This is a genomic window from Streptomyces sp. NPDC007856, assembly GCF_042868225.1.
GTDB lineage: Bacteria > Actinomycetota > Actinomycetes > Streptomycetales > Streptomycetaceae > Streptomyces.
The window spans coordinates 29,747-56,203 of the sequence record NZ_JBIAEC010000023.1 but is presented as its reverse complement, the minus strand read 5'-3'; the positions used below and the strand labels follow the sequence as shown (position 1 = coordinate 56,203).

Sequence of the window (26,457 nt, the reverse complement as noted above, 5' to 3'; positions counted from 1 at the left end):
CCGGGTGCCTAGTGGCACGAATAGGGCGAACAGCGCCCGCTGTGCGGTCAGGCGCTTCTGAACAGTGGATAGTAGTTTCCTCATTGTGGAACTTCAATGGTTTGTTGATGTCGAGATTCTCTGAGTCGAGGCAAGGTGGCGCCCAGTGCCACCCCCTTCACTCAAGGTGGCGCAGGTCGGCCTCGGTGTCGATGTCGTACGGCTCGGCCACGTCCGCGCACTCCACGAGCCGGATCCGGCCGGCGTGCTCCTTCAGGTAGTCCCGCGCCCCGCGATCCCCCGTGGCGCTCGCCGAGATGCCCGCCCAGTGGGCCGCGCCGAAGAGGACGGGATGCCCGCGCATGCCGTCGTAGGCGGCCGAGACCAGCGATTTCTCGTCCTCGTAGGCGCCGAGCACCCGCGCCACGGCCGCCGCCCCGATGCCCGGCTGGTCGACCAGGCTGACCAGTGCCGCCCTGGCCCCCGTACCGGCCAGCGAGGCCAGCCCCGTCCGCAGCGAGGAGCCCATGCCCTCGGCCCAGTCGGGGTTGTCCACGAGCACACAGCCGCTCAGGTCGGCCCGCTCGTGGACGTCCTCCGCCCGCGCTCCCAGGACGACGTGGATCCGGCCGCAGCCGGCCGCGCGCAGCACTCCGACCGCGTGCTCGACCAGGAGGCGCCCCCGGTGCTCCAGCAGTGCCTTGGGCCGCCCGCCGAGCCGTCTGCCCCCGCCGGCGGCGAGCAGCAGCCCGGCGACCTCCCCACGATGGTTGTCCGTCATGCGTCCTGCATACCTGACGGGGGAGGCGGCGGCCGGTTTCCTTGGGCTGAATTTCGGTCCGCGCGGTGGCGCTCCCGGACACGGTGGCGTTTACTGGCCCGCGCACGACGGCGTGTGAGGGGGAGGGCTGTGTTGCGGAGCTTGGGGCAGAGGCCAGTGACCGGCAGCGATGAGGACCCGCGAGTGGCGGAACTGCGGACCGCGGTGTCCCGACTGCGCCGCGAACTCGCCGCGCTCCCGGCCGACTTCCCCGACCGGGCCATAGCCGAGGACGAACTGGCGGCCCTCGCGGCGATGGCCGCGGGCGGCCGCCCTGAGATCCCCCGCCTGCGCAGCTCCCTGTTACTGATCGCGGGCGCAATCGGCTCGGTCAGCGCCCTGGCGAGAGGTCTGAGTGGGGTCCGGGAGGCAGTGGACCTCTTCGGGGAGCCGATGCAGCGGGGGTGAGTGCGCCTGCCTAGGCGCCCGAACTCGCAAGTGCCTGAGACAGCTCACGAGCGATCTGCTGCAGCACAGGCACGATCTTCTCGGTCGCCTCTTCGGTGACCCGCCCGGCCGGCCCGGAGATGGAGATCGCCGCAGCCGTCGGGGACTCCGGTACGGACACCGCGAGGCACCGAACCCCTATCTCCTGCTCGTTGTCGTCGACGGCGTACCCCGTCCGCCGTACGTCCTGCAGCGCGGCCAGGAACCCCTCGGGCGTGGTGATGGTCTTCTCCGTCGCGGCGGGCATCCCCGTACGGGACAGCAGCGCCCGCACCTCGTCGTCCGGCACCCCCGCCAGCAGCGCCTTGCCCACGCCGGTCGAGTGCGGCAGCACCCGTCGGCCCACTTCCGTGAACATCCGCATCGAGTGCTTCGACGGCACCTGAGCCACGTACACGATCTCGTCGCCGTCCAGCAGCGCCATGTTCGCCGTCTCGCCGGTCTCCTCGACCAGCCGTGCGAGATACGGCCGCGCCCACGTGCCGAGCAGCCGGGACGCCGACTCGCCGAGGCGGATGAGCCGGGGGCCGAGCGCGTAGCGCCGGTTCGGTTGCTGGCGGACGTAGCCGCAGGCGACCAGCGTGCGCATCAGCCGGTGGATCGTCGGCAGCGGCAGCCCGCTGGTCGCGGACAGCTCGCTCAGGCCGACCTCGCCGCCCGCGTCCGCCATCCGCTCGAGCAGGTCGAAGGCGCGCTCCAGGGACTGGACCCCGCCCGCGGCGGAGGACTTGGCGGAGTCGGTGGTGCTGGCGCTGGACGTCGGCACGGCGCGTTCCTTTCGGGACTGGCAAGAGATGAGAAGCCTACCCGGCGGCCGGTTGACTCCCTGCTTGTACGTAGCTACGTTCTGCCTACTGGAATTGTAATTCCGCTTTGTGGAAACATCCAGAGTGGGTGCGGGTCGGGCGCTGCCCAGAAGTGTGCCCTTGACGGCGGGAGAGCGGGAGTGAAGACTCCTTCAACAGAACGTTGAAATTCGTTACGTGGGTGTACATCCCGTTTCCGAGGCGTAAAACGGCGGTACAGAGAGGGGTTCGGGTGTCCGAGGCTGAACTGGTCCTGCGTTCGACGCGCGTCATCACTCCGGAAGGGGCGCGGGCCGCCACGGTCACCGTGTCCGCCGGGCGGATCACGGCCGTCCTGCCGTACGACGCGGAGGCCCCGGCCGGTGCCCGGCTGGAGGACCTCGGCGACCACGTGCTGCTGCCCGGCCTGGTCGACACCCACGTGCACGTCAACGACCCGGGCCGCACCGAGTGGGAGGGCTTCTGGACCGCCACCCGCGCGGCGGCGGCCGGTGGCATCACCACGCTGGTCGACATGCCGCTCAACTCCCTCCCGCCGACCACGACCGTCGAGAACCTGCGCGTGAAGCAGGAGGTGGCCGCCGGCAAGGCGCACATCGACGTCGGCTTCTGGGGCGGCGCCCTGCCGGACAACGTCAAGGACCTGCGCCCGCTGCACGACGCCGGTGTCTTCGGCTTCAAGGCGTTCCTGTCCCCGTCCGGCGTGGACGAGTTCCCGCACCTCGAGCAGGACCAGCTCGCACAGTCCATGGCGGAGATCGCCGGCTTCGACGGTCTGCTGATCGTGCACGCCGAGGACCCGCACCACCTCGCCGCCGCCCCGCAGCACGGCGGCCCCAAGTACGCCGACTTCCTCGCCTCCCGCCCGCGCGACGCCGAGGACACGGCCATCGCGAACCTCATCGCGCAGGCCCGCCGCCTCCACGCGCGCGTGCACGTGCTGCACCTGTCCTCCAGCGACGCGCTGCCGCTGATCCGCGCCGCCCGCGCCGAGGGCGTCCGGATCACCGTGGAGACCTGCCCGCACTACCTCACCCTGACCGCAGAGGAAGTCCCGGACGGCGCCAGCGAGTTCAAGTGCTGCCCGCCCATCCGCGAGGCCGCCAACCAGGACCTGCTGTGGCAGGCGCTGGCCGACGGCACCATCGACTGTGTCGTCACCGACCACTCGCCCTCCACCGCCGACCTGAAGACCGACGACTTCGCCACCGCCTGGGGCGGCATCTCCGGCCTCCAGCTCAGCCTCTCCGCCGTGTGGACCGAGGCACGCGCGCGTGGCTACGGCCTGGAGGACGTCGTGCGCTGGATGTCCGCGCAGACCGCCGCCCTGGTCGGCCTCGACGCGCGCAAGGGCGCCATCGCCCCCGGCCGTGACGCCGACTTCGCCGTCCTCGCCCCCGACGAGACCTTCACCGTCGACCCGGCCGGCCTCCAGCACCGCAACCGGGTCACCGCGTACGCCGGCAAGACCCTGTACGGCGTCGTGAAGTCCACCTGGCTGCGCGGCGAACGCATCGTCGTGGACGGCGAGTTCACCGAGCCGAAGGGCACCCTGCTCGCCCGCCCCCAGTAAGCCACCCCCACCACCCGAACCGGCCGACTCCCGAAAGGACCCCCTGATCACCGTGACGGCGCTGCATCAATCTTCTTCGGCTCGCTTCACCGGCGACGCGAACCCCTACGGAGGCGGCGACCCGTACGCGGACTACCGCACCGCCGATTTCCCCTTCACCCAGTACGCCAACCTCGCCGACCGGCAGCTCGGCGCCGGTGTCATCGCCGCCAACGACGAGTTCTTCGCCCAGCGGGAGAACCTGCTGGTGCCCGAGCCGGCCGAGTTCGACGTCGCGGACTACGGGCACAAGGGCAAGGTCATGGACGGCTGGGAGACCCGCCGCCGGCGCGGGGTCTCCGGCGAGCACCCCTGGCCGACCGCCGAGGACCACGACTGGGCGCTGGTCCGCCTCGGCGCGCCCGGGGTGATCCGCGGGATCGTCGTCGACACCGCCCACTTCCGCGGCAACTACCCGCAGGCCGTCTCGATCGAGGGCACGTCCGTACCCGGCTCGCCGTCCCCGGAGGAGCTGCTGGGCGAGGGCGTGAAGTGGACGACGATCGTCCCGCGCACCGCCGTCGGCGGTCACGCGGCCAACGGCTTCGAGGTCACCGTCGAGCAGCGCTTCACCCACCTGCGGGTCAAGCAGCACCCCGACGGCGGCATCGCCCGTCTGCGGGTGTACGGCGAGGTGGTCCCGGACCCGGAGTGGCTGGCGGTCCTCGGCACCTTCGACGTGGTTGCGCTGGAGAACGGCGGGCGGGTCGAGGACGCCTCCAACCTCTTCTACTCCCCGGCCACCAACACCATCCAGCCGGGCCGCTCCCGCAAGATGGACGACGGCTGGGAGACCCGCCGCCGCCGCGACCAGGGCAACGACTGGATCCGCTACCAGCTGGCCGCCCGGTCGCAGATCCGCGCGATCGAGATCGACACCGCCTGTCTGAAGGGCAACAGCGCGGGCTGGGCGTCGGTGTCGGTGAAGGACGGCGAGCAGGGCGACTGGACCGAGATCCTGCCGCGCACCCGCCTGCAGCCCGACACCAACCACCGCTTCGTCCTCCCGGAGCCCGCGGTCGGCACGCACGCGCGGATCGACATCTTCCCCGACGGCGGCATCTCCCGCCTGCGCCTGTTCGGCTCCCTGACCGAGCAGGGCGCGGCCGGCCTCGCCGCCCGGCACCAGGAACTGGGCGGCTGACCCACCCCGTACCCGCGTGGGGCGCCCCGGCCCGGACAGCACCGGGGCGCTCCGCGCGTCACCCACAAGGGCCCGTTTCCGGCCCCCTGGAACTTACGGGTCCGTCTCCCGCGTTCTCCCCGCGTGACCCTTCAGCAAGAGATCGTCGGCAACGCCATGCAGATGGCGGTCGTCAACCTGCAGCCCGGCCAGACCGTGTACTGCGAGGCCGGAAAGTTCCTGTTCAAGACGACGAACGTGACCATGGAGACGCGTCTGTCCGGCCCGTCCGCAAACGGCGGGCAGCAGGGCCAGGGCGGCGGGGGCGGCGGCATGGGCGGACTGCTCCGCCAGGCCATGGGCACCGCCATGCAGGTGGGCCAGCGCATGCTCGCGGGCGAGTCGCTGGCGTTCCAGTACTTCACCTCCCAGGGCGGCCAGGGCACGGTCGGCTTCGCCGGCGTGCTCCCGGGCGAGATGCGGGCCCTGGAACTCGACGGCACACGCGCGTGGTTCGCCGAGAAGGACGCTTTCGTGGCCGCCGAGTCCACCGTCGACTTCGGCATCGCCTTCGTCGGCACCCGAACCGGCATGAGCGGCGGCGAGGGCTTCATCCTGGAGAAGTTCACCGGGTACGGCACGGTGATCATCGCCGGCGCGGGCAACTTCATCGACCTCAACCCGGCCGACTTCGGCGGGCGCATAGAGGTGGACACCGGCTGCGTGGTGGCCTTCGAGGAGGGCATCCAGTACGGCGTCCAGCGCGTCGGCGGCCTCAACCGCCAGGGGATCATGAACGCGGTGTTCGGCGGCGAGGGCCTGTCCCTGGCCACCCTGGAGGGAAACGGCCGGGTGATCCTGCAGTCCCTCACCATCGAGAGCCTCGCCAACGCCCTGAAGAAGGCCCAGGGCGGCGACAAGCAGGGCCCGACCGGCGGACTGTTCTCGACGCACGCCGGGTGAGGTGCCGTACGGACCACCGATGAGTTGCGGGTGCGGACGGGGTCTGAGGTGGTGACACAGACCCCGCACCAGGAAGAAGGCACCCGTCATGGGCAAGCTCGTCTCCACGATCTTCGTCACGCTCGACGGCGTCTACCAGGCGCCCGGCGGCCCCCAGGAGGACACCCGGGGCGGCTTCGAGCACGGCGGCTGGAGTTTCCCGTTCGGCGACGACGACTTCGGCCGGTTCATCAACGAGGTCTTCGACCGCCCCGCCGCGTTCCTCCTCGGCCGCCGTACCTACGACATCTTCTCGGCGTACTGGCCGAAGGTGACCGACCCGGCCCACCCCATCGCCTCCAAGCTGAACGCCCTGCCGAAGTACGTCCCCTCGTCCACCCTCACCGATCCCTCCTGGTCCGGTACCACGGTGCTCGGCGGCGACCTCGCCAAGGAGGTCACCGCCCTCAAGGAGCGCATCGACGGCGAGCTCCAGGTGCACGGCAGCGGCGCCCTCGTCCAGTCGCTGCTGGCGCTCGGCCTGATCGACACCCTGCACCTGCTGACCTTCCCGGTGGTGCTCGGCTCGGGCCTCCGCTTCTTCGCGGAGGGCGCGCTGCCGACGAGGTTCCGGCACGCGGGCGGCCGCATCACCGCCGCCGGTGTCTCCATCCAGTCCTACGACCTGGCCGGGAGGCCGCGCTACGGCACCTACGACCTCCCGGAAAACGCCTAGCCGAAGATCGTCCTCGCCGGTACGGTGATCGCGCCCCGTGCGAGCCGCCGCCGTCTCCGCACCCCCTTCCGGAGACCGGGAGAGCCGCCCCATGTCGTCGATCGCCGTACCGGGTGCCGCCGTCGCGCCCCGCCGTGCCTGGCGCACCGACGTGCCCGTCCTCCTCGTCGCCGTCTGCTGGGGTGCCAGCTATCTCGCGGCCAAGGACATCACCACCGCCCGTACGGTCCTCGCGGTGCTGGTGCTGCGGTTCGCGCTCGCCGTGCCCGTCCTGGCCATCGCCGGCCGCCGCGCCCTGCGGACGCTCACCGGCGCCCAGTGGCGCGGCGCGGCCCTGCTCGGCCTGATCCTCAGCGGAATCTTCCTGCTGGAGACCTACGGCGTGGTCCACACCTCGGCGACCAACGCCGGTCTGATCATCAGCCTCACCATGGTCTTCACCCCGCTCGCCGAGGCCGCCGTCACCCGCACCCGGCCCACCCCGGCCTTCCTCGGCGCGGCACTGCTGTCGGTGCTCGGTGTCGTCCTGCTCACCCAAGGCGGCGGCTTCACCCGGCCGAGCACCGGGGATCTGCTGATGCTGCTCGCCGCGCTCGCCCGTACGCTGCACGTCCTCGCCATGTCCCGACTCAGGGCCGTACAGGGCGCCGACGCGCTGCCGCTGACCACGGTCCAACTCGGCGCGTCCGTCGCCGTCTTCGCCTTGCTGTCGGCCGTCTCGGGCGGTCCGGCGCCCTGGCGGGTCGCGGCCGGGTTCACCGCCCGGGACTGGACGGGGCTGCTCTTCCTGTCCGCGCTGTGCACGGTGTTCGCCTTCTTCGTGCAGATGTGGGCGGTCCGCCGTACCTCGCCCTCCCGGGTCGGCCTGCTGCTCGGCACCGAGCCGCTGTGGGCCGCCGCGGCGGGGATCGCGCTGGGCGGGGAACGGCTCGGCGCGCTCGCTCTCGCGGGCGGTGCGCTGGTACTCATGGGCACCGCGTGGGGGCGCAGGACGGCAAGATCAGGTGTGGAGTTCTCTTCGTCAGCGGGTATATCCCACGTCCGCCTCCGGGGAGCCGATCATTCCGCTCCCGGGGAGCTTTGTGCTCGCTTAGTTTCTCAATAAACAATCAAGAAGAGGAATCGACGTTCTCAAAGGACCACATGGCCAAGGTCTTGCGTCGACTCGAACCTCCTGACAGTGTTCGATGGTCGGTTCTCGACATTGCGTCGCGGGGGGACTCGATGTGCTATGCCTTTCCGATCGCTCATGACCGCTTTACCCTTCCTTGATCCGTGGTTCGCCGAGCTGTCTGATCATTCGCAGCTGGATGCGTCGTACGACAGCTGGTAGGTCCGCCCGGGAGTTCGCTGGGGAGGAAGAGCGATGGACCAAATCTCTGCATCCACACACAAGCCGATACAACGTCACTTCCGGCGTCCGGACTCGTACCCCGGTGGACTCTTATCGGAGATCATCCAGGTACCGATAAGCCGAATCACGGTCGGGGGTTCACTCCGTGCTGGCGGGGTTGATCCACGGCACATCGATGCGCTTGCCGAAGTGTGCTCCGAACTCCCGCCGATCGTGATCCACCGCAAGACGATGACCGTCATCGACGGCGTGCACCGGCTCAGGGCGGTGGAGAACAGCGGCGCCACGCACATAAGTGCTGTGCTGTTCAACGGTGACGAGCGTGAAGCCTTCGTGCTTGCGGTCAAGCTGAACAGCAACCACGGACTCCCCCTCTCCCTGGCCGACCGCAAGGCCGCGGCCCTCCACATGCTTGCCGACTTCCCGGAGTGGTCCAACCGGCGGCTGGCGGGGGTCGTCGGTCTGTCGGACAAGACAGTCGCGGCGCTCAGGCGGCGGTCGGGTGCGGAACTTCCGCACCCGACCGCCGTGCGACTCGGCCGTGACGGGGTGGCCTACCCGCTTGCGGCTGGCGAGGGCCGCAGCCGCGCGCTGGTGTACCTCGCCGCGCATCCCGACGCGTCCGCGCAGGAGTTGGCGCGTGCCGCGGGCATCTCGCTCACCACGGCGAAGGATGCGCGGAAGCGGGCGCGCGCTGCCCAAGGCGAACCCCGGACGACGATGCAGCCGGACGACGGGTCGGCCCAGGAGTGCGGAGCCGGTCACCCCGCGGTCGAGCCGACTGTCGGGTCGGTCCAGGAGGGCGGACCCTGCCACCCCGCGATCGTGAAACGTCCCAGGGCGCACCCGACGTGTGCCGACCTGTCACTGGCGGTCCGGCGGTTGCGGGCCGATCCCTCGCTTCGGTTCACCGAGGTCGGCCGGAAGCTGCTGCGGACACTCGACCCCTCGGCCACGCAGCCGCACGACTGGGCGGCGATGGCCGGCAGCCTCCCGATGCACTGCGCGCCATTGATCGCCGAGCTGGCTCGGCACCACGCCGAGAGCTGGCAGCTCCTGGCGGAGTCGTTGACGGAACGGATTAATTCCCGAGAGACTGACGCATAGGTTTTCGGCCGGTTCGGCAGGTGCCGTTTCCGACACCTTCGGTGCGGCACCTCCGGTTGATTCCGCCGATATCGTCGTCCTACTTCTTCCAGACTCTTCCGTTGGCATTTTCCCGCGAGATCCGCTGATTTCGATCCGTTCGCTTTCATACGATGGCTCTCACAAATTCGAAGCGGGGGAACGTGACTTCGTACAGCCCAAACCGTGTGGGGGATGAGCAGTCGACCGCGCCTCAACCCACCACTCGCAGCGATACGCCATCACCGGGGATGCCCACACATTGGTACAACTTCCTCGGAGATCTGCCCGGCCCCATGCCCGAGGTCAGGGACTCCGGAAGCCCTACCGCCGCGGAGATATCCGCGAAGGTCCGGCCACGAGTGCTCGTTGAACAGAACAGTCCGAACGAGCAATGGATCGCGATACCCGAACCGGTCGTGGAGCGGCTGCGGCAATGCGGCCGGCCGACACCGCTGCACCGGGCGCACCGGCTCGAGGAGCATCTCGGTACGGGCGCGAGGATCTACCTCAAGCGTGAAGACGTCCTTCCCAGCGGCAGCTTCAAGCTGAACACGGCGATAGCCCAGGCGTACTACGCGGCCGAGGAGGGGCGGACCACCCTCGTCACCGAGACCGGAGCCGGTCAATGGGGCATGAGTGTCGCGCTGGCGGCGAAGATGTTCGGTCTGCGGGCCGAGATCTTCATGGTGAGGTGCTCGCTCGAGCAAAAGCCCTACCGGCGCCACTACATGGAGCTCCTGGGGGCCAAGGTGCGGCCGTCGCCGTCGACGCACACGGCGATCGGACGAAAGATCCTGGGCGAGGTCCCGGGCCACCCCGGCAGCCTCGGCACCGCGATCAGCGACGCGATCGAGCATGCCCTGGGCAATCCGTCCGCCGCGTATCTCGCCGGCAGCGGGATGCCGCACGTCTACCTCCACCAGACGTTGCTCGGGCTCGAGGTCGCGCAGCAACTCAAGGAGACCCACGGCGAGGACCTCGGCGTCGAAGGGCGCGGCGACCACCTCATCGCGTGCTCGGGCGGCGGAAGCAATCTCTGCGGTCTCATCGGCCCTCACCTGCGGGCCAGGGCCGACGGAGCGGACCTTCGCTTCCTCGCCGCGGAATCCACCGCGGCGCCCCGGCTCACCCGGGGGGTATACGAGTACGGCCGCACCGACCTGGGCGGATTCACGCCCGAGGTGCTGGGCTACACGATGGGGGAGAGCTTCATCCCACCGCCCAACCACGTCGGCGGCCTGCGCAACCATCACAGTTCCGCCCTGGTCAGCCTGCTGCGACGCGAGGGCGTCCTGGATGCCGTCGCCTTCGACCAGCGGACGGCGCTGGAGGCCGGTCGGCTCCTGCTGCAGACCGAGGGCCTGTTGCTCGCACCCGAGGCAAGTCACGCGGTCGCCGCGGCCCTGGATGTCGTGGCCAAGGCCGACGCGGAAGACCTCGAACCGGTGATCGTCGTCCTGGCCAGTGGCTCCGGTTTCCTCGATCTGCAGGGCTACGACGAAGTTCTGCTCGACGCGTAGCCACACCACACGTGGCCACACCACACGTGGCCACACCACCCGTAGCCGCGCCACCATCTCACGGCGTCTTCGCACCTTGCGATTGGGAAGCCATATGCACTTGGCGACATTTCAGCCCCAGCTCGGCGTTCATTGTGAGACGACCACCCTTCGGAACATGATCCACCATGCCGGCGTCGACATCTCCGAACCCATGTTGTTCGGCCTCGGCCAGGGCATCGACTTCCAGTACTGGGATGCCCCCGATCCTGGGCGAAGCACACCCATGCTCACCGGCCGCATCGGTCCTGCCCTGCTGTCCCGCAACGCCTGCTCGGCCCTCGGTGTGGAATTGCGCGAATCGCGGGCGCCCGACCCGGAATCGGCTCGCGCCGCGGCGGCGAAGCTGCTCGAAGCCGGACATGTCGTGGGAATGTCCGTCGACATCTTCTACCTCGACTACTTCTCCTCCCGAAGCCATTTCGCGGCGCACTACATCGCGCTGTACGGGCTCGACGACTCCCTCGCCTACGTGGTCGACACCGATCAGCAGGGTGGGGCGCAGACGATTCCGGAGGAGTCGCTGCGCCGGGCCCGCGGTTCCGACGAGGGGTTCATGCCGTCGCCGAATCTGCAGATGTACGTGGAGGAGCTGCCGGCGCGGCTGACCACCGCGACCGATGCCGTCCTGCGCGAGCAGATCTGGAAGGCCATCCGGCCGACCGCGGAGAGGATGATCGCCGACCGCGGACCGCGATTCGGCATCGGCGCCCTGCGGCGGGCCGCTTCCGAGATCGCCGAATGGAGCGACACACTCACCTCCGCCGACGAGATGGTGCCGGGCGTCGGCCGCTTCTGGCGCTTCGCGGGAACCGGCGGAGCGAACTTCCGCAAGCTCTACCGCGACTTCCTGCTCGAGGCGCGGCAGCGCTGCGGCGACGCCGAACTCGACCCGTTCGTCGATGACTTCGGCGACGTACAGCGGCAGTGGGACCAGGCGATCGAGATGCTGATGGCCTACCGCGGTGCGGACGACGGGCGAAGGCAGCTGGAAGCCGTAGCGGCCCGGCTGAACGCGATCGCCGACGCCGAACAGTCCGTCTTCGAGAGGCTGCTCGTGCCGGCCACCAAATGGGCGGGTGAGCCGGCTTGACGAGCACTCAGGTGAAGTCCGTCTGCCGCATGTGCCACGGCGGCTGCGGCGCCATCGTCGAACTCGTGGACGGCGTCCCCACCGACATCCACGGGGACCCGGACAACCCCACCAGCGAGGGCTACTTCTGCATCAAGGGCAAGGCGTCACTCGACCTGCTGCGCAGCCCGGACCGGCTGACGACGCCGCTGGTGCGGACCGGTCCGCGCGGCTCGGGGACGTTCGAGCCAGTCAGCTGGGAAGCCGCCCTCGACCGGATCGCCGGCGAACTCGCCGCGACCATCAGCCGGCACGGCCCCGAGTCCGTCGTCCTCGGCCAAGGGACCGACCGCAACTACCAGGAGTGGGTGTTCCGGCTCGCGAACGCGATCGGGACGCCGAACGTGGTCGGTCCGGCCCACGTGTGCTTCTACCCCCGGGTCATGGCCTCGATCATGACGTACGGCGGATTCACCTTCTGCGACTACGAGGGCGATCCCGAGGTGGTCCTGCTCTGGGGCAGCAACAAGCCGAGCACCCACTCCGACGGCGTGATCGGTGTCAAGCTGCTGCGAGCCGTGGAACGGGGCAGCCGCGTCATCACTGTCGATCCGCGACGGACGCAGACCGCGGCCCGGTCCAGTCTGCATCTGGCCGTCCAGCCGGGAACCGACTGCGCACTGGCACTCGGCATGATCAGGATCGTCATCGACGAGGGCTGGTACGACCGCGATTTCGTCGCCGCGCACACCTCCGGATTCGACGAACTCGCCGAGCACGTGCGGGCGTACGACCTCGACCGGGTCGCGCGGATCACCGGCCTGGCACCCGAGCTCATCCACGACGCGACCCGTGCCTACGCCCTCGCGTCACGGGCGTGCATCGAGGCCGGAACCGGGCTGTCGCAGAACGAGAACTCCTTCGACACGCACCGCGCGATCGCCATCCTCGCCGCGCTCTGCGGAAACATCGACGCTCCCGGTGGCGATGTGATCTGGGACCCGATGCCGATCGAGGGCCGGCGTGCCTTTCCCCGCTCGGATCTGCTCCCCGAGGAACAGGCGAAGAAGCGGATCGGCGGCGACAAGCACAAGATCCTGTCGATGTCCGGCTGGGTCGCGCCGGGAGACCTGCACGAGGCCATCGTGACCGGGTCGCCGTACCCGATCACCTCCATGGTGATCTTCGGCAGCAACATCCTGACCTCGCACGAGAACACCGAGCTGGTCCGCAAGGCGATCGCCAAGCTGGACCTGGTCGTCGTGTGCGACCTGTTCATGACGCCGACCGCCCGGCACGCCGACGTGATTCTGCCGACCTCGAGCTGGCTCGAGCGGGACCAGATCGTCGAGTTCAACTCCTACATCGCGGCCCGGCAGAAGATCGCCACTGTCGACGGCTGCCGCTCGGACGAGGAGATCATCCTCGAACTCGCGAAGCGGCTCGGCCTGAGCCGGCACTTCTTCCCCTCGCTGGAAGCCGCTCTCGACGCCAAGCTGGCCGGCCTCGAACTCACCTGGGAACAGTTCAAGAAGATCGGCTACATCCGCAACGAAAAGCGATATCACAAGTATCGCGACCGCGGATTCGCCACTCGATCCGGACGCGTGAACCTGCTGAACAACGGGCTGCGCGCCATGGGCTACGAGCCGTTCCCGGCCTTCCGATTTCCGCCGGAGGCGGACCCGGATCTGCCGTACGTCATGACCAGCGCCCACCCGCGCCAGTTCTACAACACCGAGTTCCACCAGCTGCCGACCACATCGCGCAATCAGACGACGGCGCGGGTGACCGTCAATCCGAAGACCGCGGAGCGGGAAGGACTGACAGACGGTGAAGAGGTGTACCTCTTTTCGCGGGCCGGTGCGCGCGGGGTGCGCATGACGGTCAGAATCTCCGATTCCGTCGCACCGAACGTCGTGATGGCGGACGCCGGCTGGTGGTATCCGAGTGAGTCCTCGGTCGATGAGTCGCTCAGATCCTCGGTCAATCTCGTGACGAACAACGACCGTTCCGACGTGCATATGGGGAGCGCGACGATGAGAGGTGTAGCAGTGGGAATTCGGCGACTGGAGCCCGGCCGTGGCTAGGGCGCGAGGCACCGTCGACGCCCGCGTGCCGGAGACCGACGAAGGCCTGCAGGGCGACGAACTGGCCTTCAAGTACGACGAGATGCAGCGCCACATCCGGGACAACGGCTGGCTCCAGGAGAAGGTCGACGACATCCTGCAGGCAGGGATCAACTCCGGGGAGGTCCTGGAGCTCGGATGCGGTCCGGGCTATCTCGGCCTGGAATGGATCGCCCAGGCCGACGGCTCCGCCCGGCTCGTCGGCCTCGACATCTCGCCGGCGATGCTCCGGCGGGCGAGCGCCAACGCGGACGGCTACGGCGTCACCGGTCAATGCACCTATGAATGCGGCACCGTGCTGGCGCTGCCGTTCGGGGACCAGCGCTTCGATCACGCCATCAGCGCCTCCTCGTTGCACGAATGGGCGGACCCGGTGACCGCCCTGGCGGAAATGCATCGCGTGCTCAGGCCGGGCGGACGGTATGTCATCTCCGATCTGCGCAGGGACGTCGACCGGACGACATTTCAGTTCATGAAGGCGAACATCGCGGCCGACATGCGCCCGGGTTTCCGGACCTCGATCCGGTCCTCGTACATCAAGAGCGAGGTCGAGGAAATGCTGAAAGGCACCGCGCTCGCGACGGCCACCGTGACGGAAGTGCAGATGGGAATCGTCATCACGGGCAGGAAGGACGCGCCATGAATGCACTCGCGGGAAGGTTGCCGGCCATCACCGCCACTCGTGACGGGCGCTTCCCCGACCGTCCCGGATTCGGCCGCTCCTGGGACGAGATCCTCGAGACGTCGAGCATGTGGCAGGACCTCGACTGCGGGCAGTACCTGTCGGCGTGGTGCGGATACGCGCCGGACGACGTCGTCGAGAGGTTCGCCGGGGTCAATCACGTCGGCATCTACATGGGTGACTATGACAGTGACGACGAGGTGTTCGACTGGCACGCCTACCTCAACGACCTCCGCGCCTCCGGTCGGATCGCCACCATCGAGATGGGGCCGTCGTACATCTCACCCCGGCAGTACGGCACGCCGGGATGGTGGAACTCGATCGTCCTCCCCGACGGACGTGCCATCGAGATGTTCGCCTGCCGCCGATTCGGCCCGTGGGCGGAGCGTTCCGCCGACGAGCGGGGACGGCTCATGTCGCATGTCGCCATCGATGTGCACACCGACGCCGACGTCCGCTACGTCCTGGAGGTCCTGGATCGGAGCGTCGACCACCTGGAAAACATCGCGTTCACCGAGGCGGACGAACTCGGCCACACCTACGGGCACCTGCGCAACAACGACAGCAGCTCCGTGCTCGAGATCGTGTACGAGTCGCCGCGCGGCGGGATGGGGCACAGCGATGGCAGTCATTGACATCTCGCCGTACTCCGGTGACCACTGCGAATCCACCACGTTGCTCAACATGCTCCGCAACCATGACATCGAGCTGAGCGAGCCGCTGATCTTCGGGCTGGGACAAGGCCTGTCGTTCCTGTACTGGCACTCCAAGCAGATGCCCAACCCGTTCCTCGCCGGCCGGGTCAAGCCGGACCATCTCATACGCAACGTGGCGGACGCCCTCACCCTCGACTTGCAGACGCAGGAGACGGCGTCACCGTCGAAGGCCGAGGCCACCCTGCTCAAGGCCCTCGACGAGGGCGACGTGGTGGGACTCAAGCTCGACCGCTACCACCTCGACTACGCACACGAGAACCACCACTTCGCCGCGCACTACGTCGCCTGCATCGGCTACGAGGACGACAGGTTCGTCCTCGTCGAGACCCGATCACTCGGCGTTCAGTCGACATCGCGGGAAAGCCTGACGCGGGCCCGGTCCGCCAGGGGGCCGATGTGCTCGCGCAGCCTGTCGGTCCGAGTGGACCCGCGCGGGTACGACGAGTCGATCCTCGCGAAGGCCTGCCGGTCATCGATTCTGGCCACCGCGCAGGAGTTCCTGAACCCGCCGATCACCAACATGGGATTCAAGGGGATCGCGAAGACCGGCTCGCTCCTGCCGACATGGCGCGACCGGCTCGACCGTCCCGCCGAGGCGATGAGCACCGTCGGCACCAGCATGGAGGAAGGCGGAACGGGCGGCGGACTCTTCCGGACGCTGTGGGCGCAATTCCTGGAAGAGGCGCACGAGCTGACCGGCATCGAGGCCTACGACGAGCTCGCCGTCGAGTACCGCCGCATCTCCAAGCGGTGGACGGAAGTGGCGAACCTGCTGCGCGACGCCGACGACGCCAGTGCCCGGCGAGCACTCGACGAGGCGGCGTCGATCGTCAACGGTCTCGCGGCCGACGAGCGCACGGCCATGATGCGGCTGGAGGAGGCGTCCCGATGACCGCGCTCGCCCGGCCGGCCGGCCACGACCCGCGAAGCAGGCTGCACGACACCCTCCTCTCCCGCGTCGACATCGCACGGAAGGTCGCCGCGGTGACGTCACTGGACCGGCAGGCGCTCGACGCGTGGGCGGCGGAGGCGCTCACCGCGACCGTGGAGCACGCGTGCCACAACTCGCCGTTCTACGCCGACTTCGTTCCCGCCGATGTCGCCAGGGCGGTTGCGCAGGGCCGTCCGCACGCGTTCGAGGCCATCCCCTTCACGACCCGTGAACATCTCTCCGCCGCCTACCCGCTCGGCATGCTCGCCGTGCCGCGGCGTGAGGTCATCCGGTTCGACGAGAGTTCCGGCACCGGCAACGGACGCCCGATCGCGGCGTTCTTCACGATGGCGGACTGGCTGGAGAACAACCTCACCGTCGCCGGCCTGCTCGCCGCCGTGCTGGACGAACGGGACGTCGCGGCCATCGCCGTGCCGTACGAGCTCGCCGGGGTGGGCCAGGACCTCGACCGCGCCATCGAGATCCTCGGGTGCACCATCGTGCCGCTCGGCGCGGCCTCACCGTCCTGCACTCCGGACCGGATGGTCGACGCCCTGCTGCGTTCGGGCGCCACCACACTGGTGTGCTCCGGAACGCGCGCCCTGTTCCTCGGCGAGATCGCCCGCCGCCGCGGCATCGACCCGCGCCGCGACCTCGCGGTCTCGAAGATCCTCATGGCGGGGGAGGGCGCGTCGCCGGCCAAGAAGCGGCGCCTGGCCGATCAGTGGGACGCCGTGGCGTACTCGATGTTCGGCATGACCGAGACCAACACGCTGGCCATGTTCTGCCGGGACCGTGAGCTGCACCTGGTCGAGACACGATCGTTCTTCGAGGTGGTGGATCCGGGATCCGGCGAGCGGCTGCCGGACGGCTGTGTCGGTGAGCTGGCCGTGACGACGCTGGCCAGCCGGGCCATGCCGCTGCTGCGGTACCGGACCGGTGACGTGTGCCAGATCGAGGCGGCGCCGTGCGGCTGTGGTTCCCCGTTGCGCCGGCTGCGCCACCGCGGCCGGATCGGTGACCGGATCCCGGTCGGTGACCGCTGGACCTCCCAGCTGGAGATCGAGGACATCGTCCTGGGCGCCATGACCACCGCGCCGTACTACTTCGCCTTCGACGTCGACGGGGACGCCCTGGAGATCGCCCTGCCGCCGTCGAGCGGCGACGACGCGACCCGGACATCGATCGCGGCCGGTGTCCGTGACCGCCTCGGCGCGTCCACACGATTCCGCCGACTGGACACCGAGCGGTTCGAGACGGCGCTGCGCACCTCGGCCAAACCGACGATGCGCAACTTCAGCGCCTACGTGGGAGGGAGGAGCTGACGGTGAGGGTGGAGCTGCCGCTTCCCACGCGCCTTCCGATCGCAGGCCGCTTCGAGATCGATGACACGTGCATCGACTGCAAGCTCTGCAACGACCTGGCGCCCGAGAACTTCGACGCAGACCTCGACAACGACGTCCACTACGTGTGCAAACAGCCCGAGACGCCCGACGAGCTGGAACGGGTCCTCGACGCATTCGAATCCTGTCCCACCGAATCGATCCGGTACACAGCGGGGCCTACTGAGGAGTGATGGCGCAATGTCAAGCCTGGACGACCCGGCCACAGCCGACACGTGCGCCGGCCCGCGGCAGACGACAGAACTGGGGCCGGTGGCCGAAAGTTACGACCAGCTGCACCGCATCGACCTGCTCGCCGAGGCGCGGGCCGCACGAGCGGTGCCGGAGGGCACGTACGACTCCACGGTGTGCGCGGTCTTCCAAGCGTCGGAGGTGTGCCTGCTCAACCTGGCCCGGCTGGCGGGCAGGACCCAGGCGCGGGTGCTGGCCGACGACATCCCGGCCGCCTCCCGGTATGTCCAATGGGCCGTCGGGTTCCACCGGTTGCTGCGCAAGCTCGGCACCGTGATGTTCCACGCCCGCAGCGTCTTCGGATCCGGCGTGTCCGCCGGGACCTCGGCCCTGAGCATCTCGGAGTCCGCCGGTTACGCGGCCTACGTCGACGCGCTGCGGGGGCTGGAGGAGGCGGCCAGGGGCCCGCTGCTGGCCGGCGCCCCCGAGGTGACCCGCTCCACCATCGCCACCAAGAGCATCGACGACTCGTTGTACCGCCTGCTGCACGGCATCCGGATCGGATGTCACGACGCGACCAAGTGGGAGAGCGACCTCACCGCCGTACCCATCGGGGTGTGCCGGAGCACCGATGAGTTGATCTCCGCCGAGACGCTGGCGCGAGCGGTCGCCGCGACCGAGCTGAACGGGGGCACCCTGCATGGCGAGTTCGTCGCCCTGCACCAGGTCCCGGAGATCCTCTGCGCCGAGGCGAACGACCACCTGGAGGTCGCCATCCGGGCGATCCGGGCGTCGGCTCTGAGCCAGGCGGCGCAGCACCTTACGGCCTGCCGGTGGCTGCTCGATCCGGTGGTCGAGGCGCAGCGCGTGATGGCCGAGCACCTGGCGACCGGCGAGTACCACGAGTTCCGGACCAATCTGGGACCCGCGAGCGGCACGCACTCGCTGTCGATCAAGCAGCACATGTTCCGGGACCTGTTCAAGCACATGTGGAACGACCTCCAGGCCTGGCTGTGCTCGCTCGGTGGGTCCTCCCTGGAGGAGACCGTGCGGGACATCGACGCACGCCGCCACGACGACCCGGAGGCATGGCTGCGGCACACCCTGGTCGACCAGGCGTTCCAACTGCACTCCGCCCACCAGCAGTGGCGGCATGAGCATCTGCACATGCCCCGCAACTGCCTGGGCAGTGGCGGCACCAAGTCCATGATCGGCGTCCCGGACGGGCCCCAGGCGGTCTACAAGATGCGGGACGCGGCCAACGCCCAGCACTCGTTGGCCGCGATCCACCGGGCGCGCCGGACGAGCCTGGCCAACGCCGTGCCGGACTCACCACTGGCCAAGCTCATCACCGATCCGAGCTCGCTCGACTCCGAGCTGATGCGGATCGTGGGTGAGGCGACACGCGAGTACTTCCCCCAGGTGCAAGAGCAGAGCTATCAGCCGTTCCGTTCCGGTGCGGCCGAGCGGAACCCGTAGGAGCGCGGACGGTGACCACCCGAGAACCTCACGCCTCTGACGGCGTCATGCCCACTGACGAGACAGCCCTTCTGCCCGGCTTCTCCGGCGGAGCCTGGCGCGGGCCGGAGTACGTGGCCAGCATCAAGGACGAGCGGGAAGTCTGGTGCGACGGGCGCCGGGTCGACGTGACCGGCGACCCGAGCTTTCAGCCGATGCTGTCCACACTGGCCGGCCTCTACGACGCCCAGCATCTGCCCGACCGGGCGGACGAGATGCTCTACCGGTCGGAGACTTCCGGCAACCTGGTCAGCCTGTCGTACCTGGCCCCGGCCGACCGGGACGAGCTCAGCCGCAAGTGGGTCAACTCCCACCGGTGGGTGGAGTCCTCCTACGGCCAGCTCTCCCGGGTGCCCGACTTCATGTCGAACGTCGTGGTCGGCCTGTACGACTTCCGGTTCGAACTGGCCAAGGTCGACCCGCGGTTCGGGCGCAACGCGGAGAACTACTACCGCTACTGCCGCGAGAACGACCTCACGCTGACCCATGGCCTGGGTGACCCGCAGATCGATCGTTCCTCGACCCTCACCGACCGGCCGGAACTGGGGCTGAGGGTGGTGCGGCGCGGCGCCGACGGGATCGTCGTGCGGGGAGCCAAGCAGATCGCCACCCTGGCGCCGTACGCCCACGAGGTGCTCATCTACCTCTCGCCCGCGAACTACCTGCGCGAAGACCCCAGTTACGTCTGCTGGTTCGCCGCTCCGTTGGCGACGCCGGGCCTTCGCGTCCTGTGCCGCCAGTCCTACGCCGACGGTTCCGGCGGACTCTCCGCGCACTACGACGAGCAGGACGCCATGCTGGTGTTCGACGACGCGTTCATCCCGATGGACCGGGTCTTCCTGCTCGACGACTCCGACACGGCCGTCCGTGGCTTCGCCGAGCTGAACAAGTGGTCGCTCTACACCGGCCAACTGCGCTACTACCACCGGCTGCGCACCATGCTCGGCGTCGCGTCGCTGCTGGCCCAGGCGATCGGTGTCGACAAGTTCCGGCAGGTCACGGACCTTCTCGGCGAACTCACCTCGTACGTGGAGATCGTACGGCTCGGCCTGGCCGCCATCGACGCCGAGTGCCGCCCCACCCCCTCGGGGCTGCTCGCCCCAGGTTCGACGGCCGCGCTCGACGCCGTCGCCGGCGGCTTCTCCACGCGAGGCTCGGCGATCATCCGGCAGATCGGCGCGTCGGGTCTGATCGTGCAGCCCTCGGAGGCCGATCTGGCGACGCCCGAGCTGCGCTCGGTGCTGGACACCTACATGTGCGGGCGCGAGATGCGGGTGGCGGAGAAGGCCAGGCTCTTCCGGCTCGCCGCCGATCTGGTCGTCGACCGTTTCGGGATGCGCCAGGAGCTCTACGAGACGTGGAACCGCGGTGATCCCGCCCGGGTCCGCTCGATGCTCTACGCCCGCTATCCCGACCTGCAGCGCTGCGAAACCCAGGCCCGAAAGCTGGCCGAAGGGCGGAACGACAACACATGAGTCTCGACAGCATTCGACTCGAGGGAGTCACGACCCACAACCTGAAGTCGGTCGACGTCTCCTTCCCCAAGGGGAAGCTGGTCGTCGCCGCGGGCGTCTCGGGATCGGGCAAGTCGTCCCTGGTCATCGACACCCTCTTCGAACACTCCAAGACGCTGTACCTGGGTGCCCTGTCCAGCAAGTCCCTCGACATGGGCGACGGCGACTACCAGTTCGACCGGATCGCGGGGACGCAGCCGCCGGTGGCCCTGCGCCAGCGCGACGGCGGCTACTCCAATCCCCGCTCGACCGTGGGGACGCTCACCGGCCTCGACGGGCTGTACCGGCTGCTGTTCGGCGCCGGCTCGCGGCCGGTCTGCCCGGCCTGTCTCGGCCCGACCGGCCCGGACCTGTTCTGCGACGACTGCGGCTGTTTCGCGGAACCACACTCCGCGAAGCACTTCAGCCCGAACCGCAAGGAAGGCAAGTGCCTTCCGTGTGACGGCATCGGCGAACTCGTCGGCTTCTCGCTGGACAAGATCATCCCCGACCGGTCCAAGACGCTCACCGAGATCTGGGACGGCGCCGACCCCGGCACGTTCGCCGTTCCCAACGTGCGCAAGGCCTTCGAGGCGATGGCCGCGGACATCGGCCTGGACCTCGACCTGCCCTTCGAGAAGCTGAGCCCGGAGCAGACCGAGCGGGTGCTGCACGGCTCGGACACGATCTACACGCTCAAGATCCGCAAGGTCACCAACGACTTCCGCTTCGAGGGCATCCTGGACTTCCTGGAACGCGCCTACCGGAACGCGTCGTCGGCCGCCCGCAAGAACGCCTTCACCAACTACCTGGGCCGGGAGGTCTGCTCCGCGTGCAACGGAGGACGGCTGCGCCCCGAGTCGCTCAGGGCGACGGTGGCCGGGCACACCTTCCACGACTTCCAGAGCGACGAACTGTCGGGTTCCATCAGCCGGTTGCGTGACGCGCTCTCGACCGGTGACCTGCCGCCGCAGGTCCGCGAGCTCGCCTCCGCGATCGCCAGGCAGAGCGCGAACATCGAGGAGGTCGGCCTGGGCCACCTCCAGCTGCGGCGGCCGGTCACCACCCTGTCCGGTGGTGAACTGCAGCGGCTGCTGCTGGCGCAGCACCTGGCCAGTGACCTGACCGGGGTCATGTACGTCCTCGACGAACCGACCGCCGGTCTGCACGAGGCCGACACCGGGAAGATCCTCAACTCACTGCGGCGGCTGCGCGATCTCGGCAACACCGTCATCGTCATCGAGCACGACGAGTCGGTGATCCGGGCCGCCGACTGGATCGTCGAACTGGGGCCCGGGGCCGGAACCCGCGGCGGCGAGATCGTCTTCGAGGGCCGGTACGCCGACCTGCTGAACTCCGGTGACTCGCCGACGGCGACCGCGATGCTGTCGAACGGGCCGTCGCGGGCGAAGGCCGACCTCACCGGCGCACCCTGGCTCGAGGTACGCGGCATCACGCGCAACAACGTCGTGGACCTGACCGCGAAGTTCCCGCTCGGCGGGCTGACCTGCGTCTCCGGCGTGTCCGGCGCGGGCAAGAGCTCACTGGTGGCCGGCATCCACGACTCCGTCTCCCGGGCCATCGCCCAGCGGTCGACGGGCACGGCGGCCGGCAGCACCGGCATCGACGGAGCCGAAGCCCTGGACGACGTCATCTACGTCGAGCAGCGCCCGATCGGCCGCTCCAGCCGCAGCACACTCGTCACGTACATCGGCATCAGCGACCACCTCCGCGACGCCTTCGCCGCCAGCCCCGACGCGGCCGAACGCGGCCTCGGCCGCGCCGAGTTCAGCCCGAACGTGGCCGGCGGGCGGTGCGAGTCCTGCAAGGGACTCGGACTGGCCGAGATCGAGATGACCCTGTTCAAGAGCGAGTTCATCGTCTGCCCCGAGTGCGACGGCCGCCGGTTCCAGGAGCACGTCCTCGAGGTACGGCTGGGCGGCAAGAACATCTACGACGTGCTGTCGATGACCGTCGAGGACGCCCTCGAATGGTTCGACGCGAAGAGCTACCCCAAGGTCGTCCAGGCCCTCGGCGTGCTGGGCGAGTTCGGCCTGGGCTACCTGCAGCTCGGCTGCTCGACGACCACGCTCTCCGGTGGCGAGGCGCAGCGGCTCAACCTGGCCGGCGAACTGCTCAAGCAACGCCGGAGCCGCACACTGTTCATCTTCGACGAGCCGACGCGCGGCCTGCACGCCGCCGACATCCGCCATCTGCTGGCCCTGTTCGAGCGGTTGATATCCACCGGCAACACCATCGTGGTCATCGAGCACAACGTGAAGGTGATCGCCATCGCCGACTGGGTGATCGATCTCGGGCCCGGTGCGGGCCGCGACGGTGGCCGGGTGGTGCACAGCGGGACCCCGGAGGAACTCGCCGACAACCCGGCCAGCGTGACCGGCCGGTTCGTACGCCGGCTTCGCGACGAACCCGGCGCGATCACGCCCGGGCCCGAACCCGCCGGAGGCGGGCAGCCGAGTGCGGTGCCGGACCTCGGCGTCATCGGCGAGCTCCTGCCGCGAGCCGTCACGGTGGTCGCCGGGACGGCGCGGCAGTCCGGGCAGAACGGGCCGTCGCCGTACGGACTGGTGATCGGCTCGCTCACCGTCGTCTCCGAGGAACTCGCCCTGATCGGCTTCCTGGTGCGTTCGCGCAGCACCAGCTGGGTCGCCATCGCGGACACCGGCCGGTTCTGCGTCAACATCCTCGGCGAGGATCAGAAGGACCTGTCCGACGCGTTCTCGCAGGGCAGGCCGGACAGCCGCTTCGACACCCTCTCGTGGACCCCGTCCCCCAACGGCTGCCCCCGGCTCCCCGGCGCCGTCGGCACGATCGACTGCGCCGTGGAGTCGACCTATCAGATCGGCGACCACCAGTTCGTCCTGGCGAAGGTCCTCGACGTCGACATCGACGCCGGCACCGACCGCCGGCCCCTGCTTCGCGCCGAACGGGACGACAGCGCTCTCGACGACCACGGGTGGCGCCGGTTCGCCCGGGAAACGGAGGTCAGGTGACGACGACCACGCCCATCGCGACGCACTACGAGCAGTTCCTGGAACTGCTCACCCGCGATACCGGCGACACGGCGGACGGCCGCGGCGCGGTCCACGCGCGCTACGGCGAACGGGTCGACTCCTCGGGCGGGTCACAGGCGATCGTGATGAGCCGCGAAGAGTGGATCCGCAATCAGATCGACCTGGCGCTGGCGCTGGGCCGGCTGCTGACCGAGGACGACGTCGTGGTCTCGGCCGTACCGTACGAACTGTCCTTCGTCGGCGCCGAGATGGACCGCGTGATCGAGATGGTCGGCGCCTCGGTGATCAGCGTCGGGACGAGCGGGACCATCTGCCCGATGGAGCGGCTGCTCGGGCTGATCGAGCAGTACGAGGTGACGGCCCTGGTGTGCTCGCCGAGCTTCGCCGCCGAGCTGGCGAGCCTCGCTGTCTCGCTGGGGCAGTGGCCGCAGCACTCGGCGATCCGGACCATCATCTGCGCGGGGGAGGCCTGCTCCGCCGAGCGCCTCGATCGCATCGGCGCCGCCTGGGCGGCGAAGACCTCCACCCTCTACGGGACGCCGTCGACGCCGACGGCGGCCGTCGCCTGCGAGTACGGCGCACTGCACCTGTGCGAGAACCGGCTACGGGCCGAGGTCCGTGGCGGTCGGCGCGGCGAGCTGGTGCTGGAGGGCTCACCGACCGGCGAACTCGTCGAGCTGTGGCCGGCGGACCGCGGATGTGACTGCGGTGCCGCGAGCCGGGTCCTGGTTCCGCTCGGGAGCGTGGCCGCGGCGCTGCCCGGACCGGACGCCCCGGTCTCGGCGGTGGACGTGGAGCGGATCGTGTTCGGCCACGCCGGGCTCGCGCCGCACTTCGCCTGCGAGGTCCGGGACGGCACCTTCCATGTGACCTGCGCCGTGGCCGACCCGGAATCGGTCGCCGACGGCGCGATGCAGCGGTTGCTCCGCAGCGAGATCGTCGACGCGCTCGGCGTCGAGGCCGAGGTCACGATCGTCGACGCGAAGGACTGGAGTACCGCCACGTCATGACCTGCACCCGGCCGCGGCGAGCCGTCGCGGTGGCCCATCCCCCGGTGGCATCTCGAGGAGACAAGACGTATGAGGGTAGCGGTAGTACAGACCCAATGGGTCGACGATCATGAGGACGGCCTGCGCAACGCGTACCAGGCGATCGAGGACGTCTGCAGCGGCGGCGACGTCGACCTGGTGTGCTTTCCCGAGTTCCTGCTCGGCCCGCCGTGGTACATGCCGGGCCAGGACGGCCTGAAAGGGCGAACCGACACGCCGATCCCAGGGCCGGTCGTCGACGGCTTCCAGACTCTGGCCCGCGAGCTCGGCACCCACATCCTGCTGGGCTCGATCGTCGAGGACCTGCAGGACGGCATGTACCGCAACACGTCCCTGCTGATCGGACGGCAGGGCGTCATCACCGGACGCGCCATCAAGGCGCACGCCTTCGGCAACGAGATGGTGGTGTGCCGCCAGGCGGACTCGCTCGGCGTCATGTCGACCGAGTTCGGGAAGATCGGCATCGCCGTGTGCTCGGACTTCTGGATCCCGGAGGTCATCCGCATGCTGGCGCTGGCCGGCGCCCGAACGATCTTCGTGCCGGGCGGCACGCTGGGGCAGAACCAGCCGCTGATGGTGAACGCGTTGCGCACGGCGGCGTACCTGAACGACGTCAACATCGTCTACGCGAGTTCGGTCGGCGTCGTCCGCGGCAAGCGCGGAGACAGGCTGGTGGAGATCCACTTCGCCGGCACCAGCCTGGTCGCCCTCCCGGAGGGCGTGATCGCGCAGGCCGGCAGCGACAAGCCGGAGGTGCTCGTCGTCGACATCGACGAGCCCGCGGCCGGAGACGGCCGCCGCTGGCAGCAGCTGCGCCGGCCGGACGCCTACCAGGCGCTGCTCACCCCGTACATCGGAGTGAACCGGGATCTCGCCGCGGAACTGCGGGCGAGCCTGACCGGGGGCGGCGGCCCGGATCGGGGCCGGACCGTCGCCGCGACCAGTGCAAGTGAGGGGACCCGTCCGTGACCATCTTCGTAGCGCAACACGCCCGCCGGGCGAACCCCGAGGCGACGGCCGCTGCCGTGCTCGACGATCTCGACAGCCGGGTGACCGACGAGGCGTCGTTCGTCGTCCTCCCCGAGAACGCGTTCACCACCGGCGACGACGTCTCGGCGCTCTCCCCGCGGCTGCGTGAGCAGTGCCTGGACCGCCTGACGGCACTGGCGCGGACCCATGGCGCCTACGTGCTCACCGGCTCCTGGCCGGAGGAACGGCCGGGCGGGTTGACGCAGGTGGCCCGGCTGCTGGACCCGAGCGGATCGGTGTGCGCCCAGGTGGAGCGGGCCGTCCTGCCCGACCGGACGACCGGCACCGGCGACGACTTCCCGGTCGTCGAGACGCCGTTCGGTCATGTCGGAGTGCTCCTCGGACCCGACTTCTGGCTGGTCGAACCGCCACGCATCGAATGCCTGGCCGGCGCGGAACTGCTGCTGGTGGCCGGGTCCCTCGACGGCACGCAGCAGGCCGCGCAGCGCGCCGCGGTGTGGGGTATCGCGACCCTCAACACCGTCGCGGTCGCCTTCGCCGGTTCGCTGAGCGAGCGCTGCGGCGGGGGCAGCGCGGTGGCGATGCCCGAGGGATTCGTCGCCGAGGCGGGCACCCACGAGGGCATCCTCGAGACGCCCTGGGACGTCGAGAGGATCCGGCACCTGCGCGAACCCGACCTGCGCTTCCAGCAGACGCTCTGGTTCGGACTGTGGGCGCGCCGCACGGAGCTGTACACCGACCTCACGGCGCAGGTGAGCTGAG

The 26,457-nt window shown here is 69.4% G+C and carries 23 protein-coding genes; 21 read left to right on the top strand and 2 right to left on the bottom strand.

All coding sequences use genetic code 11. The annotated features are described in order from the left end of the window. Positions 1–157 precede the first annotated feature (157 nt). Entirely contained in the window at positions 158–760 is a 603-nt protein-coding gene (locus ACFYOH_RS38085) for an NTP transferase domain-containing protein (protein ID WP_388635434.1), read from the bottom strand. Between the two features lie 129 nt (positions 761–889). Between ACFYOH_RS38085 and ACFYOH_RS38080 the strand changes: the two genes are divergently transcribed. Continuing rightward, complete coding sequence (locus ACFYOH_RS38080) at positions 890–1,207, top strand: DUF5955 family protein (protein ID WP_388635432.1); 318 nt, start codon at positions 890–892, stop codon at positions 1,205–1,207. 10 nt (positions 1,208–1,217) lie between these two features. Here the strand turns inward: ACFYOH_RS38080 and ACFYOH_RS38075 are convergent, their stop codons facing one another. After that, complete coding sequence (locus tag ACFYOH_RS38075) at positions 1,218–2,012, bottom strand: IclR family transcriptional regulator (RefSeq protein WP_388635430.1); 795 nt, start codon at positions 2,010–2,012, stop codon at positions 1,218–1,220. A gap of 272 nt (positions 2,013–2,284) precedes the next feature. On the opposite strand from ACFYOH_RS38075, the gene allB reads away from it, so the two are divergent. From allB to ACFYOH_RS37975, 20 genes are all read left to right on the top strand, one after another. Continuing rightward, entirely contained in the window at positions 2,285–3,625 is a 1,341-nt protein-coding gene (allB, locus tag ACFYOH_RS38070; protein ID WP_388635428.1) for an allantoinase AllB, read from the top strand. A 43-nt stretch (positions 3,626–3,668) separates the two neighbouring features. Then, the gene (gene alc, locus ACFYOH_RS38065; protein WP_388635494.1) at positions 3,669–4,808 is read left to right on the top strand and encodes an allantoicase; all 1,140 of its coding nucleotides are present in this window, start codon (positions 3,669–3,671) and stop codon (positions 4,806–4,808) included. 123 nt (positions 4,809–4,931) lie between these two features. Continuing rightward, a complete protein-coding gene (locus tag ACFYOH_RS38060) occupies positions 4,932–5,750 on the top strand; it encodes an AIM24 family protein (protein ID WP_388635426.1) in 819 nt (272 codons plus the stop codon). 88 nt (positions 5,751–5,838) lie between these two features. Continuing rightward, the gene (locus ACFYOH_RS38055) at positions 5,839–6,465 is read left to right on the top strand and encodes a dihydrofolate reductase family protein (protein ID WP_388635424.1); all 627 of its coding nucleotides are present in this window, start codon (positions 5,839–5,841) and stop codon (positions 6,463–6,465) included. 91 nt (positions 6,466–6,556) lie between these two features. Beyond that, positions 6,557–7,570, top strand: coding sequence for a DMT family transporter (locus tag ACFYOH_RS38050; protein ID WP_388635422.1), 1,014 nt, complete (start codon positions 6,557–6,559; stop codon positions 7,568–7,570). A 438-nt stretch (positions 7,571–8,008) separates the two neighbouring features. Next, entirely contained in the window at positions 8,009–8,926 is a 918-nt protein-coding gene (locus ACFYOH_RS38045) for a ParB N-terminal domain-containing protein (protein ID WP_388635420.1), read from the top strand. 152 nt (positions 8,927–9,078) lie between these two features. After that, complete coding sequence (locus ACFYOH_RS38040) at positions 9,079–10,467, top strand: TrpB-like pyridoxal phosphate-dependent enzyme (protein WP_388635418.1); 1,389 nt, start codon at positions 9,079–9,081, stop codon at positions 10,465–10,467. 94 nt (positions 10,468–10,561) lie between these two features. Then, positions 10,562–11,599: a BtrH N-terminal domain-containing protein gene (locus ACFYOH_RS38035; protein ID WP_388635416.1), complete on the top strand. Its 1,038-nt coding sequence runs from the start codon at positions 10,562–10,564 to the stop codon at positions 11,597–11,599. Next, positions 11,596–13,668, top strand: coding sequence for a molybdopterin-dependent oxidoreductase (locus ACFYOH_RS38030; RefSeq protein ID WP_388635414.1), 2,073 nt, complete (start codon positions 11,596–11,598; stop codon positions 13,666–13,668). Before ACFYOH_RS38035 ends, ACFYOH_RS38030 begins: the two co-directional genes overlap by 4 nt. Before the next feature lie 25 nt (positions 13,669–13,693). After that, positions 13,694–14,350, top strand: coding sequence for a class I SAM-dependent methyltransferase (locus tag ACFYOH_RS38025; RefSeq protein WP_388635412.1), 657 nt, complete (start codon positions 13,694–13,696; stop codon positions 14,348–14,350). Then, positions 14,347–15,024, top strand: a complete 678-nt coding sequence (locus ACFYOH_RS38020; protein ID WP_388635410.1) for a hypothetical protein — start codon at positions 14,347–14,349, stop codon at positions 15,022–15,024. The genes ACFYOH_RS38025 and ACFYOH_RS38020 overlap by 4 nt, the downstream gene beginning before the upstream one ends. Then, positions 15,011–15,997: a BtrH N-terminal domain-containing protein gene (locus tag ACFYOH_RS38015; RefSeq protein WP_388635408.1), complete on the top strand. Its 987-nt coding sequence runs from the start codon at positions 15,011–15,013 to the stop codon at positions 15,995–15,997. Before ACFYOH_RS38020 ends, ACFYOH_RS38015 begins: the two co-directional genes overlap by 14 nt. Beyond that, the gene (locus ACFYOH_RS38010) at positions 15,994–17,361 is read left to right on the top strand and encodes a phenylacetate--CoA ligase family protein (protein ID WP_388635406.1); all 1,368 of its coding nucleotides are present in this window, start codon (positions 15,994–15,996) and stop codon (positions 17,359–17,361) included. The genes ACFYOH_RS38015 and ACFYOH_RS38010 overlap by 4 nt, the downstream gene beginning before the upstream one ends. A 2-nt stretch (positions 17,362–17,363) precedes the next feature. Continuing rightward, complete coding sequence (locus ACFYOH_RS38005) at positions 17,364–17,612, top strand: ferredoxin (RefSeq protein ID WP_388635404.1); 249 nt, start codon at positions 17,364–17,366, stop codon at positions 17,610–17,612. A gap of 7 nt (positions 17,613–17,619) precedes the next feature. Further along, entirely contained in the window at positions 17,620–19,089 is a 1,470-nt protein-coding gene (locus ACFYOH_RS38000; protein ID WP_388635402.1) for a hypothetical protein, read from the top strand. A 47-nt stretch (positions 19,090–19,136) separates the two neighbouring features. Further along, positions 19,137–20,603, top strand: coding sequence for a 4-hydroxyphenylacetate 3-hydroxylase N-terminal domain-containing protein (locus ACFYOH_RS37995; RefSeq protein WP_388635400.1), 1,467 nt, complete (start codon positions 19,137–19,139; stop codon positions 20,601–20,603). Beyond that, positions 20,600–23,635 (top strand): flavin reductase, encoded by a 3,036-nt coding sequence (locus ACFYOH_RS37990; RefSeq protein WP_388635398.1) that lies wholly within the window; start codon positions 20,600–20,602, stop codon positions 23,633–23,635. Before ACFYOH_RS37995 ends, ACFYOH_RS37990 begins: the two co-directional genes overlap by 4 nt. Next, complete coding sequence (locus ACFYOH_RS37985; RefSeq protein WP_388635396.1) at positions 23,632–24,666, top strand: phenylacetate--CoA ligase family protein; 1,035 nt, start codon at positions 23,632–23,634, stop codon at positions 24,664–24,666. The genes ACFYOH_RS37990 and ACFYOH_RS37985 overlap by 4 nt, the downstream gene beginning before the upstream one ends. A gap of 69 nt (positions 24,667–24,735) precedes the next feature. Continuing rightward, on the top strand, positions 24,736–25,674 hold the full coding sequence (locus ACFYOH_RS37980; protein ID WP_388635394.1) for a carbon-nitrogen hydrolase family protein: 939 nt from the start codon (positions 24,736–24,738) through the stop codon (positions 25,672–25,674). Beyond that, the gene (locus ACFYOH_RS37975; protein ID WP_388635392.1) at positions 25,671–26,456 is read left to right on the top strand and encodes a carbon-nitrogen hydrolase family protein; all 786 of its coding nucleotides are present in this window, start codon (positions 25,671–25,673) and stop codon (positions 26,454–26,456) included. The genes ACFYOH_RS37980 and ACFYOH_RS37975 overlap by 4 nt, the downstream gene beginning before the upstream one ends. The last annotated feature ends 1 nt before the right edge of the window (position 26,457 follow it).

What these genes read in the sequence shown, in the direction of transcription:
- ACFYOH_RS38020 (WP_388635410.1), top strand. Translation starts at nt 14,347, where the DNA reads ATGAATGCACTCGCGGGAAGGTTGCCGGCCATCACCGCCACTCGTGAC.
- ACFYOH_RS38055 (WP_388635424.1), top strand. Translation starts at nt 5,839, where the DNA reads ATGGGCAAGCTCGTCTCCACGATCTTCGTCACGCTCGACGGCGTCTAC.
- ACFYOH_RS38035 (WP_388635416.1), top strand. Translation starts at nt 10,562, where the DNA reads ATGCACTTGGCGACATTTCAGCCCCAGCTCGGCGTTCATTGTGAGACG.
- ACFYOH_RS38085 (WP_388635434.1), bottom strand. Translation starts at nt 760, where the DNA reads ATGACGGACAACCATCGTGGGGAGGTCGCCGGGCTGCTGCTCGCCGCC.
- ACFYOH_RS38050 (WP_388635422.1), top strand. Translation starts at nt 6,557, where the DNA reads ATGTCGTCGATCGCCGTACCGGGTGCCGCCGTCGCGCCCCGCCGTGCC.
- ACFYOH_RS38000 (WP_388635402.1), top strand. Translation starts at nt 17,620, where the DNA reads ATGTCAAGCCTGGACGACCCGGCCACAGCCGACACGTGCGCCGGCCCG.
- ACFYOH_RS37990 (WP_388635398.1), top strand. Translation starts at nt 20,600, where the DNA reads ATGAGTCTCGACAGCATTCGACTCGAGGGAGTCACGACCCACAACCTG.
- ACFYOH_RS38015 (WP_388635408.1), top strand. Translation starts at nt 15,011, where the DNA reads ATGGCAGTCATTGACATCTCGCCGTACTCCGGTGACCACTGCGAATCC.
- ACFYOH_RS38040 (WP_388635418.1), top strand. Translation starts at nt 9,079, where the DNA reads ATGGCTCTCACAAATTCGAAGCGGGGGAACGTGACTTCGTACAGCCCA.
- ACFYOH_RS38010 (WP_388635406.1), top strand. Translation starts at nt 15,994, where the DNA reads ATGACCGCGCTCGCCCGGCCGGCCGGCCACGACCCGCGAAGCAGGCTG.
- ACFYOH_RS37980 (WP_388635394.1), top strand. Translation starts at nt 24,736, where the DNA reads ATGAGGGTAGCGGTAGTACAGACCCAATGGGTCGACGATCATGAGGAC.
- ACFYOH_RS37995 (WP_388635400.1), top strand. Translation starts at nt 19,137, where the DNA reads ATGCCCACTGACGAGACAGCCCTTCTGCCCGGCTTCTCCGGCGGAGCC.